The 11724-nt window shown below is 62.7% G+C and carries 7 protein-coding genes; 5 read left to right on the plus strand and 2 right to left on the minus strand.

Features of this window, described 5'->3' with window-relative positions; all coding sequences use genetic code 11:
* The first annotated feature begins 118 nt into the window (after nt 1-118).
* Together MJ601_RS12010 and MJ601_RS12015 are read left to right on the plus strand one after the other, a co-directional pair.
* Nucleotides 119-1894 (plus strand): tetratricopeptide repeat-containing sulfotransferase family protein, encoded by a 1776-nt coding sequence (locus tag MJ601_RS12010; protein ID WP_242126673.1) that lies wholly within the window; start codon nt 119-121, stop codon nt 1892-1894.
* A 56-nt stretch (nt 1895-1950) separates the two neighbouring features.
* On the plus strand, nt 1951-4326 hold the full coding sequence (locus MJ601_RS12015; protein ID WP_242126675.1) for a TonB-dependent receptor: 2376 nt from the start codon (nt 1951-1953) through the stop codon (nt 4324-4326).
* Nucleotides 4327-4540: 214 nt separating this feature from the next.
* Here the strand turns inward: MJ601_RS12015 and MJ601_RS12020 are convergent, their stop codons facing one another.
* On the minus strand, nt 4541-6880 hold the full coding sequence (locus MJ601_RS12020; RefSeq protein WP_242126690.1) for a GH92 family glycosyl hydrolase: 2340 nt from the start codon (nt 6878-6880) through the stop codon (nt 4541-4543).
* A gap of 388 nt (nt 6881-7268) precedes the next feature.
* On the opposite strand from MJ601_RS12020, the gene MJ601_RS12025 reads away from it, so the two are divergent.
* The 3 genes from MJ601_RS12025 to MJ601_RS12035 all read left to right on the plus strand — a co-directional run bounded on the left by MJ601_RS12025 (nt 7269) and on the right by MJ601_RS12035 (nt 10805).
* Nucleotides 7269-8318 (plus strand): NADP(H)-dependent aldo-keto reductase, encoded by a 1050-nt coding sequence (locus MJ601_RS12025; RefSeq protein WP_242126677.1) that lies wholly within the window; start codon nt 7269-7271, stop codon nt 8316-8318.
* 446 nt (nt 8319-8764) lie between these two features.
* Nucleotides 8765-9874, plus strand: a complete 1110-nt coding sequence (locus MJ601_RS12030; RefSeq protein ID WP_245405765.1) for a glycoside hydrolase family 68 protein — start codon at nt 8765-8767, stop codon at nt 9872-9874.
* Nucleotides 9861-10805, plus strand: a complete 945-nt coding sequence (locus MJ601_RS12035; RefSeq protein WP_348635577.1) for an ROK family protein — start codon at nt 9861-9863, stop codon at nt 10803-10805. The genes MJ601_RS12030 and MJ601_RS12035 overlap by 14 nt, the downstream gene beginning before the upstream one ends.
* Here the strand turns inward: MJ601_RS12035 and MJ601_RS12040 are convergent.
* A partial coding sequence (locus tag MJ601_RS12040) for a glycoside hydrolase family 3 C-terminal domain-containing protein (RefSeq protein WP_242126682.1) occupies nt 10773-11724 on the minus strand: 952 nt, incomplete at its 5' end. The two genes, MJ601_RS12035 and MJ601_RS12040, sit on opposite strands and share 33 nt — an antisense overlap.

Below are 11724 nucleotides of genomic sequence, written 5' to 3' on the forward strand. Positions count from 1 at the left end.
TATAATTATGTATAGACATATCTACACCGAAGCTCGCACGGCCACAAGCGGCGGAGACGCGTTGATATGACGTTCCCATATCCGTTTATCACTGGCACTGCCTGACCGGCGAATGGCTATGGCTAATGGTCCCGTCCGCATCGCGCAAAACGGCCTGAGCCATGGCCCCTCACCCATACAGCCCGGCGCTGCCGCCTGGGAAGCGCGAGGCGATCATGCGCGCGCCGCTGGCAACGCGGCGGACGCTGAAAGTGCCTATCTGGCGAGCGTCGTCGCCGCTGCCGGAGATCGGGCGATCATGGCCGCCACCCTGGCCTTCGAGCGCGGCGAATTGGGCACGTCGGAACGGATGCTGCGTGCGCTGCTGCGCGAACGGCCGACGAGCATCGCCGCCATTCGGCTCATGGCCATGCTGGCGATACGGCTCGGCCGCTATGATGACGCCCTGCGGCTGCTGGGCCGTGCGCTTGATCTGGCTCCCGGCTTTGCGCCCGCGCGCGAAATGCTGGCGCGCACCCTGCAGCGCATGAACCGCTTCGAGCCCGCCTTGGCGGAGGTGGACCGGCTCATCCGCGCCGCTCCCGACAATCCTTCGGTTGCCATGCTCAAGGCGGGATTGCTGGTGCGCCTCGGCCGTCAGGATGAAGCCGCGACCCTTTACGGCGCGACACTGGCGCGGTGGCCGGACAGCGCCAAGGGCTGGATGAGCTATGGTCATGTGCTGAAGGCCATAGGCCGGGTGGAGGAAGCGATCCGCGCCTATCGCCGCGCCATCGCGCTGGAACCCGGCTTCGGCGAGGCGTGGTGGAGCCTGGCAAATCTGAAGACTTTTGCCTTTGCGCCCGACGAGACCGCCGCGATGGAAGCGGCGCTTGGCGATGCCGACGAGACCGACCGGCTGCACCTTCATTTCGCGCTCGGCAAGGCCTATGAAGACGGCCGCAGGGATGCGGAGGCTTTTGCCCACTACCAGCAGGGCAACCGCCTCCGCCACGCGCAGCTCGGCTATGATGCCAGCGCCATCTCCGCTCAAAGCGGCGCCATGATCCGCGCCCTCGACCAGGGTGCCATGCCTTCAGGCAAGGGCGGCTGTCCGGAAGAAGGCCCGATCTTCATCATCGGCCTACCCCGATCGGGGTCGACGCTGGTCGAGCAGATTCTTTCCAGTCACAGCCTGATCGAGGGCACGAGCGAGTTGCCCGAGATGATGATGATCGGCGAACGGCTGGCCGGTCGCGCCGAAGCGGAAGGGCTCTCCCTACCCGAACTGATCGCCAGGCTGAACGTCGAAGAGCGCGCCGCGCTGGGCCGGGAATATATGGAGCGCACGAGACCCTACCGCCGGAGCGACAGCCGTTTCTTCATCGACAAGATGCCCAATAACTGGATGCACGTGGCGCTGATCGATGCAATTCTGCCGCACGCCCGGATCATCGATGCACGCCGCCACCCGATGGCGGTCGGCTGGTCCGCCTACAAACAGCATTTCGCCAGGGGTCAGGAGTTTTCCTACGACCTTGGCGATCTCGGCCGCTATTATAGCGACTACGCCGCCTTGATGGATGCTTTCGACCGGGCCAGGCCGGGCCGGGTCCACCGCGTCATCTACGAGCATATGGTTGCCGACACCGAAGGCCAGGTGCGCGCTCTGCTGGCGCATCTGGAAGTCGAATTCGAACCTGCCTGCCTCAACTTCTGGCTGAACGATCGCACCGTCCGCACGCCGAGTTCGCAGCAGGTGCGCCAGCCCGTGTTCCGGCAAGGCCTCGATCAGTGGCAGCGTTTCGAGCGCTGGATGGAGCCGCTGCGCGAAGCGCTGGGTCCGCTGCCCGCCACTTATGCCCAGTCCAACAAGATAATCTCCAACAATAATCCTTCAGGGAGCGCCACATGAAAAGGAATGCCAGACATCCACGCCGAAGCCTGCTGCTTGCATCTACTTCCTGCGCGATGCTCATTGCCGCGTCGGCCCATGCCGAAGATGCCCCGCAAACGGCCCTGCCCGACGCAGGGCCGGTATCTCAGGGAAGCGACATCGTCGTAACTGCCCAGAAGCGCAACGAAAGCATCCAGCGGGTGCCCATCAGCCTGCAGGCGCTCAGTTCGGCCAATCTGGAACAGCATCAGGTCCAGGCGTTCGACGACTATGCCAAGCAGTTGCCCAGCGTGTCGTTTCAGTCGTTCGGCCCTGGGCAAAGCCAGCTCTTTTTCCGCGGCATCACATCGGGCGGTGACGGCCTGCCGTTCGGCGCACTGCCGACCAGCGGCGTTTATCTCGACGAAACTCCGGTAACGACCATCGGGGCGCTGCTGGACGTCCATATTTACGACGTGGCGCGTGTCGAGGCACTGTCCGGCCCGCAGGGCACGCTCTACGGCGCCAGTTCGCTATCAGGCACGCTGCGCATCATCACGAACAAGCCGGACCCCAGCAAATTTTCAGGCTCGATCGACCTTCAGGGCGGCAAGTTCGGCAAGGGCGATGCCAGCGGCAGCGTCGAAGGCTATGTCAACATTCCGCTGAACGATCGCATGGCCCTGCGCGCCGTGGGCTGGTACGATCATGAAGGCGGCTATATCGACAACACGCCCAAGTCGCGCACTTACCAGCGTTGGCATGACGACGGAACCGGCACCTATGTGGCCAGTCCCTATGTGGCCAACAACTCGGCCTTCGTGAAAAACAATTTCAACGACGTCGACACATATGGCGGTCGCGTCGCGCTTGGCATCGATCTTGATGACGACTGGACGATCACGCCGCAACTGATCGGCCAATACCAGAAATCTCACGGGTCGTTCCTCTATGACCCGAACGCCGGCGACCTGGAGGTCCATGATTTCGCACCCGAATTCAACAAGGACGAGTGGTATCAGGCCGCGCTGACCGTGCAGGGCAAGGTCGGCGATTGGGATCTGCTCTATTCGGGCGGCTACATGGATCGCAAAATTCGCACCGCGGCCGACTACAGCTATTACACCGTGGCCTATGACGCGCTCTATCCGGAGTCCAATACCGCCTATTTCAAGGACGCCGCAGGCAACGACATCAACCCGACCCAATATTTCTCTGGCAGCCAGAATCTCACCAAGCAGACGCATGAGTTGCGCGTCAATTCGCCGGCCAACAAACCTTTCCGTATGACCGCAGGCCTGTTCTACCAGCGTCAGACCAACCTCTCGACGCTGAGCTATTATGTCCCGGGCATATCCGGCAATGTGACGACCGACTGGTGGAACGGGACCACCGTCTACGGCGATTCGATCTTCCTGACGCGCGCCAGGATCGTTGACCGCGATTATGCCATGTTCGCCCAGGCGTCCTATGACATCACCCCGTCATTGACGCTCACCGGCGGCGTTCGCGGTTTCATCTACAGGAATACGCTGAACGGCTATTCCGGCTTCTCTTTCAACGCACCCGATGGCTGCACCGTGCCGATGGCCACGCTCGACGCATGCACCAATCTCGACACGGGCAGTGCTGGTTCGGGCAAGAAGGCCACGGGATCAGGCGAGACGCACAAGATCAATCTCACCTGGCAGATCGATCCGGACCACATGGTCTATGCCACATATTCGACAGGGTTCAGGCCGGGTGGCAATAATCGCCGCGCCAGCGTCAAGCCCTATGGTCCCGATACTCTGGACAATTTCGAACTGGGCTGGAAGACGTCCTGGCTGAATCGCCGACTGCGCTTCAACGGCGCAGTCTATTACGAGCGATGGAAAGATCTCCAATATGCGCTGGTCCTGGTCGGCAGCGGCGGCGTGACCAACATCTACAATGCTGGCAACGCTCGGGTTTATGGCGTCGAGGCCGATATCCAGGCGATCCCGCTCTCCGGGCTGACCCTGTCGGTTTCAGGCGCCTATAACAACGCCGCACTCAGTACGGATTTCTGCGCGATCGGCACCGACGGCAATCCAGACTGCTCGACCGGAAACATCGCTGCGCCCAAGGGCACTCGCCTACCGGTCCAGCCGCGCATCAAGATCACCGGCACTGCCCGGTATGAATTCGCGCTGGGCGACGTCAATGCCTTCATGCAGGGCAGCGTGTTGCGCCAGTCAAGCAGTACAAGCTTCCTGAGCGTCGAAGACAATGCGACAGTCGGCAATAGCGGCGGCTTCACGACGGCGGACTTCGCCATCGGCGGCAGCAAAAATGGCACCTCGGTGGAACTGTTCATCCAGAACGCCTTCGATGAACGCGGTTCGCTCAGTCACAACGTCTTCACCGCGCCCACGACATCGGGACAATTCTACCGCATCTATCCGGTCAAGCCGCAATATTTCGGCATCAAGGTCGGCAGGAAGTTCTGAACCGTCGCCACCGGTCCGACCACGGCTACCCCTTGTCGTCAAGGGGTAGCCGTTGACGCTCTGGGCACATGGCCCCGAACCAGCGGTCCCCCTTCTACTCGTCGCACCATGTTGGTGGACGCGCATACAGGCGCGATCCGGTCATCACCCATTCACCATTACATTCGGCAGAAGCCGGCGCCGGCAGCCGGTCCCATCCGCCCGCAGTGCCCGCTCACCGACTGTCGTGTCCTGACATCGAAAACGGCCGCGCCTGAACGCCGGTTGCCCACCTCTTGTTCGGCGTTGCCTGCATCGTGAAGCGCAATTCGCCGCCCGCCCGGATTTCCTCATCGCGCACGAAGCTGCGTTCGAGCGCCTTGCCGTTCAGCATCACCCGGCCGACATAGCGGTTCGTGTCCGAAAGGCCCTCCGCTACCACCGTGAAGCGCTTGCCGTTGACGTTCAGCACGGCGCGGTCCACGAACGGCCGCCCGATGACATATTCGCCGCTGCCCGGCGCCACGGGATAGAAACCGAGAGAGGTGAACACCAGCCAGGCGGACATCTGGCCCAGGTCGTCATTCCCCGCCAGCCCGTCGGGGGTGGGCTTATACTGGCTGTCGACAATCTGCTTCAGTCGCTCCTGCGTGCGCCAAGGCATGCCAGCATAGGCGTAGAGATAGGCGACATGGTGGCTGGGTTCATTGCCATGGATATATTGTCCGATCAGCCCTGCAATGTCCTCGGCATGGCTATAGTCGATCTTCGAATTGTCGAAGCTGAACATGGCGTCGAGCTTCGCCACCGCCTTCGCATCGCCCCCCATCAGGCGGAACAGCCCCTCCTGATCCTGGGGAACGAACCAGCTATATTGCCAGGCATTTCCTTCGGTATAGTCGCTGCCATAGTTGATTGCGGCGGGATCGAACGGCGTGCGGAAGCTGCCGTTGGCAAGCCGCGCCCGCAGGAAGCCTGTCTTCGTGTCGAAGCTGTTGCGCCAGTTTGCGGCGCGCTTCTCGAACCCTTCCGCGGTCGCTGCATCGCCCAGCTTGCGCGCCAACTGGGCAATGGTCCAGTCGTCATAAGCATATTCGACCGTTTTGGATGCGGCCTCCGGCTCCCGGTCGATCGGGACGTAACCCAGCGTCATATAATCGCCGAGTCCGCCATAGGGGCGATAGTCCGCGCTCGCGACCATGGCCTTGAGCGCATCGCGGCAGTCTATGCCGGGCAGCCCCTTGAGGCACGCATCCGCGATCACCGGCACCGCATGATAGCCGATCATCGTCCATGTTTCCTTCCCCGCAAACTGCCAGACGGGCAGGATGCCGAAGGGGCTGGTGCGCTGGCTGGCGAGCAGCGAGTTGACGAAATCCGCGTTCTTCGCGGCCGGCTGGATCAGCGTCAGCAGCGGATGCTCGGCGCGGAACGTGTCCCACAGGGAAAAGGTGGAATGAAAGGTGAAGGACGTGCCGTCGTGCGCCCCTTCATGGACCTGATCGTCCGGTCCGCGCCAGCGCCCGTCGGCATCGGCCCAGATGCCGGGCGCCATCAGGCTGTGATAGAGGGCGGTGTAGATGTTTCTGCGCGCAGGGGCTGGCGCAGCGATCTCCACCCTCCCCAGCGCATCGGCCCATGCCGCGCGCGTCCTCGCGCGGATGGCATCGAAATCGCCAGGTTCGGCAACGAGATTTGCGATCGCGCTGTCCTCGTCCACGCCCGACAGCGCGACCTTCACCTCCAGCGGCCGGGCGAGCACGCCGAAGTCCAGGCTGGCGACCAGCGCCCGCCCGGCGATCGCATCCAGCGTCTCCGGGCCTCGCCCCGGCCCCTTGAAGCCGCGATAGCCGATATCGCCTTCGGTGCTGACAAATTTGTGGCCTGTCATCGGCGCGGAGAAGCGCATCGCGAAGAAGAGCCGGCGGGGCGCGGCCCAGCCACGCACCTCGCGCATGCCGGTGATCGTGCCGTCGGGTCGGATACGTAGCGACGACCAGAGAATCTTGCCGGGATAGTCGTAGATGATCGAACGCATGTCGAGAACCAGATGCACCGCCTTGCCCGCCGGAAAGCCATAGCGATGCACACCGACGCGCGTCCCCGCGGTCATCTCGGCCCGGACGCCCGGATCGGTGAGCGTCACGGCATAATAGCCCGGCGACGCTACCTCGTTCGCCTTGCGTGACCGATAACCCGAACCCGGCTTTGCTGCATCGCCCGCCTCCAGCGAAACGGCATCGCCGCTGACCGGCATGACCAGGAAGTCGCCCAGATCGCTATGCCCCGCCCCCGAAAAATGGGTGTGGGAAAAGCCCAGGATCGTCGGGTCCTCATGCCGGTATCCCGCGGCCCAGTTATAGCTTTTGCGCGCGGGGCCGACGAGCGTGTCGGGCGAAAGCTGCACCATCCCGAAAGGCGCGACCGCGCCAGGGAAGGTGTGACCTTCACCCGCCGTGCCGATGAACGGATCGACGGCATCGACCGGCGCGGGCGGCGCGGGTGGAGACGTCTGCGCGATGGCCGCGGAGGCCAGCAGGGCGGACGTGAGGGCGGCAAGGACAGATCTGGACATGGCGGGACTACAGCACAGCAGCCCGGTGCCGCCAAGCCGTCCCTGATCAACGGCGGGGTGGAAGCCCGGCCGCTTCGGCGCGGTCTCCAGCGATCCCGTCCCGGTCCACCATTTGGCATGGATTCCCAGGCATTCCGCTTGCATGCGCGCGAGCCGGGCATTGCAACGCTGTTTCCGGCGCAAACCGGGAAGCGGCGCGTGAAAGCCCCATTTCCTGGAAGGAATGGAACCGGCCGACCGGCCGGGTTGCCTGAGCTCGGTCCTGGCTTGACGAAGGCCGTTCCTATCGGCTCATAGTTGGTTGAGATTTTCTCAAGCGGGCGGCCGACGGCTTTGCAGGCGTTCGTTTGACGCTATTCATGCGCATCTTCGGCCAGAGAGAGATTTCATGCATTATCGGACATTGGGGCGGACGGACATTCAGGTCAGCCTCATCTGCCTGGGCACGATGACCTGGGGTTCACAGAATAGCGAGGCGCAGGCTCATGAGCAGCTGGACTATGCGATCGCCCAAGGGGTCAATTTCATCGACACGGCGGAAGCGTATCCGGTTACGCCGGTCAGTCGCGAGACGCAGGGGAAGACCGAGGAATATATCGGCAGCTGGTTGGCCCGCCGCGGCAAACGCGACGACATCATCCTGGCGACAAAGATAGCCGGACCGTCGCGCGACCCCGTCCGCGAATTTCGCGGCGGCAACAACCGTCTGGACCGCCGCAACATCGAACTGGCGATCGACGATAGCCTGACGCGGCTGCGCACGGATTATATCGATCTCTACCAGGTGCACTGGCCGGATCGGATCGTACCGTCCTTCGGCGCGCGCGGTCTGTCGCAGATCAGCGACACCGCCGAAACGGTCCCGATCGAGGAAACGCTCGACGCGCTGGCCGGTCTGGTCAAGGCGGGAAAGATCCGCCATGCTGGCGTTTCCAACGAAACGCCCTGGGGCGTGTCCGAATATCTCCGCCTTGCCCGCGAAAAGGGACTACCCCGCATCGCGTCCATCCAGAATGCCTACAGCCTGCTGAACCGCATGTTTGAGACCGGCCTCAGCGAGTTTGCCCTGCGGGAAGGGGTCAGCCTGCTCGCTTATTCGCCGCTCGCCGGAGGAAATCTGTCGGGCAAATATCTGGGCGGCGTCGTTCCTGCCGGCTCCCGCCGCGATGTCGCTCGGCAGTTCGTCCGCTACGACTTGCCGGGACAGGCACTCGCCAGCGCGCGCTATGTCGCGATCGCCCATGCCCATGGGCTGGATCCTGCGCAACTCGCACTGGCCTATGTAAACAGCCGCGCCTTCGTTACCTCGACCATCATCGGTGCGACGTCGCTGGACCAGTTGAAGGCCGACATCGCCAGCATCGACATCCAGCTGCCCGAAACGGTGTTGGCGGCAATCGAAGCCGTGCATCGCGATATTCCGGACCCCTGCCCCTGATACTCCCGTCCGTTTGAGCAACGCCTGTGACGCGATGTTCAGCGTTGCCGTGAATGATCGCTTGGCATGGGAGCCATGCGGACTGCGCTGATCGTGCGCGAATCCAGTTGATCCGAGCTATTTCGCAACCCCGGCGCAAACATTTGCAAAAAGCTATTGCAAACGTTTGCAGCTATGATAATGCATAGAAGGCACCGATGGTGGAGGCCACAGAGAAGATGATGCGGGAGGCGAACCGGAAAAGGCACCAGGCGATGAACCTCGCCATGATCATGATCTCGCTCCGGCCGGTTACGGATAGGGGATGCGATTAAACTCGGCTCTCGGCATGCAGTCTGAGTGGATTTCCATACTGGTTTGAACAGCTTTTTCAGATCCCGACGCGCGGGATGGGAGCGTTGCCGGGGCTGCACGATCGGCAACGCTCCTTTTTTCTGGATCAAAATATGGCACTTAATTCCTTATGGACCGCGGCACATGTGAGCGACATTGTGCCGGATTATGACCAATCGCCACCGATCGGAGAAGATGATGTCGTCTCAGCCGCTCCCGGCATCGACATTTGGGACGCCTGGCCGGTGCAGCAGCGCGACGGCAAGCCTGTCACGCTACCGGATGGAGCCGAGATATGGATGGCACTGGCCGCGCCACATTTTCCCAACCCGGACGAGCGGCACGGTCATGCGCGCATTCACCTGTTCCGGCGCGAGGATCATGGTTGGCATCATCTGGGACCTGCAATGCCCGACGGTTTTTCGCCCGGCAGCCGTGAATGGTCCGGCTCGGCCGTCCATGACCCGCATGACGATAGCATCACACTTTATTTCACCGCTGCCGGTCGTCGCGGCGAGGCCGAGACCAGCTTCGAGCAAAGGATGTTTTCCGCAAAGGCGACGCTCACACCGGCAGGCCATTGCGAGAGCTGGCGCGACCTGAAGGAGGTGGTCGCGATCGACCGGCTCCATTATATGCCGACGACCGAAGGTGGAGCCATCGGCACGATCAAGGCATTTCGCGACCCCTTCTATTTCCGTGATCCCGCCAGCGGCGCCCATTATCTATATTTTGCCGGATCGCAGGCAGGGTCGGCATCGGCGTTCAACGGTGTAATCGGGATCGCAACGGCGGCGCCGGACAGGCCGGACGACTGGCGGACACAGCCACCTTCATTGTCGGCGGACGGTCTCAACAACGAGTTGGAACGTCCACATGTCGTCATTCATGGGGGCCTCTATTATTTGTTCTGGTCAACCCAGCGACATGTCTTCGATCCCGCCGGCCCCACAGGGCCAACGGGGCTTTATGGTGCGGTTTCCGAACGGCCCGATGGCGGCTGGCGGATGCTCAACGGCAGCGGCCTCGTCTTCGCCAACCCCGCATCTTCCCCCGCCCAGGCCTATAGCTGGATGGTCCTTCCCGACCTTTCGGTCACCAGCTTCATCGACAATTGGGGAACGGGACCGGACCGCCGTTTCGGCGGCTGCTTCGCGCCTTTCCTTCATCTGGCGCTGAATCAGGATCGCGCCCTGCTGGAGAATGGCCGTGCCAAAGGCTGATTCCCTGGTCGCGGGTGTCGAAATGGGCGGGACCAAGACAATCGTCCTGCTCGCCCGCAACCGCCATATCCTGCGGGAAGAGACGCTGCCGACAACCGACCCGGACACCACATTGAAACGGGCATCGGCGTTACTTCGGCGATGGTTCGCGGCGGAGCCTTTCCTGGCACTCGGCATCGCGTCCTTCGGCCCGCTGGATCTGTGTCCCGGCAGCAGGACGTATGGCCATATGCTGCCGACACCCAAGCAAAGCTGGAGCGGGGCGAACATAGGGGGTGCCTTGTCCGCGGAACTGCCGTGCGCCGTCCTGATCGATACCGATGTGAACGGCGCCGCGCTGGCCGAGATGCGCTGGGGAGCCGGCGTTCAAGAGGCCGCCGATAGCCTCTGCTACATTACCGTCGGTACGGGTGTGGGCGGCGGTTTCATTGTCAATGGCCGCCCGTTGCATGGCGCCATGCACCCAGAAATTGGCCATATCCGAGTATCCCGTGCGGTCGGAGACGATTTTGGCGGCATATGTCCCTTTCACAGCGACTGCATAGAAGGGCTGGTGTCCGGCCCCGCGCTGGCGGCCCGCTTCGGCATGCCCGGCGACCGGATATCCCCGGATGATCCGCGCTGGGCCTATGTCGTGCACGAACTGGCCCAGTTCGTCTGTTCGATCCTGCTGATGACATCCGTCCGCATGGTCCTGATCGGCGGTGGCGTGGCTATGGCGCGGCCGGAGTTGATGGAGCGGGTTCGGGCACAGGTGGTGGTGCAACTGGCAGGCTACCTGCCCTTCGTCAGCGCGAACAGCATCGAACGGATAGTGCGAGCACCCGAGCTAGGCGCCAAGGCAGGACCGCTCGGCGCGATCGCCCTGGCGCTCGACGCAGACTCTGCCTGGCGAACCTCAGTCCCGCATCAGCGTGAAAACGCCCTTTAACCCTTCCGCTTGCGCCGAGGGGGCAATCCACAATTCAAACTGACCCGGCTCCACCACCGGTTTCAATTGCTGCCCGATAAACAGCAGGTCGCCGCGGCTGATGGAAAAGGTCACGCGCGTTTTGCCGCCGGCGGGCACCCATATCTTCTGGAAAGCCTTGAGTTCCCGCACCGGACGGGTGACGCTGGCCGCCATGTCGCGAATGTAGAGCTGCACCACCTCTTCCGCATCGCGCGTACCACGATTGCCGATCACGGCCGCCACCGTCAGCGACTTGTCCCAGCCAAGCCGGGCATCATCCATTTCCAGCCCCGAATAGTCGATCTTCCCATATGTCAGCCCATGACCGAAAGCAAAGCGGGCGGCGTTCGGCATACCCTCAAAATGTGTTTTGAACGGTTCGATCGGACCCGGCGGGTTGGGCCGCCCTGTCGGCTTGTGATCGTAATGATAAGGCTCCTGGCCCGTCGCAAAAGGAAAGGAGACAGGCAAGCGAGCGGAGGGACTGGCCGCGCCAAACAGGATGTCGGCAATGGCCGATCCGGATTCCGTGCCCAAAAACCATGTCACGAGAATGGCGGGCGCGTCGATAATCGGCTGCTCCAGCGCCAACGCGCGTCCGTTCTTCAGCACGACGACCAACGGCTTGCCAACAGCCGCGACCGCCCGCGCGAGCGCCATTTGGGCCGCCGGGACGGTGATGTCTGCACGGGAATGCGATTCGCCCGACAGGGTTTGCGGTTCTCCAATGGCAAGAAGCACGACATCGGCGTCATGGGCTGCTGCGGCCGCCGCCTCGATACCGCCTGCGATAGGTGCGTCCACCCCGCTACCTGGCACCACAATGACCTGCGAGGCATCGGTCACGGCCGCCCGGATGCCGGTCGCCAGATCGGTCGCCTGCGCATTGTCGCCATAG

The organism is Sphingobium trunci (genome assembly GCF_022664535.1).
Taxonomy (GTDB): Bacteria; Pseudomonadota; Alphaproteobacteria; order Sphingomonadales; family Sphingomonadaceae; genus Sphingobium.

What these genes read in the sequence shown, in the direction of transcription:
- MJ601_RS12010 (WP_242126673.1), top strand. Translation starts at nt 119, where the DNA reads ATGGCTAATGGTCCCGTCCGCATCGCGCAAAACGGCCTGAGCCATGGC.
- MJ601_RS12015 (WP_242126675.1), top strand. Translation starts at nt 1,951, where the DNA reads ATGCTCATTGCCGCGTCGGCCCATGCCGAAGATGCCCCGCAAACGGCC.
- MJ601_RS12020 (WP_242126690.1), bottom strand. Translation starts at nt 6,880, where the DNA reads ATGTCCAGATCTGTCCTTGCCGCCCTCACGTCCGCCCTGCTGGCCTCC.
- MJ601_RS12025 (WP_242126677.1), top strand. Translation starts at nt 7,269, where the DNA reads ATGCATTATCGGACATTGGGGCGGACGGACATTCAGGTCAGCCTCATC.
- MJ601_RS12030 (WP_245405765.1), top strand. Translation starts at nt 8,765, where the DNA reads ATGGCACTTAATTCCTTATGGACCGCGGCACATGTGAGCGACATTGTG.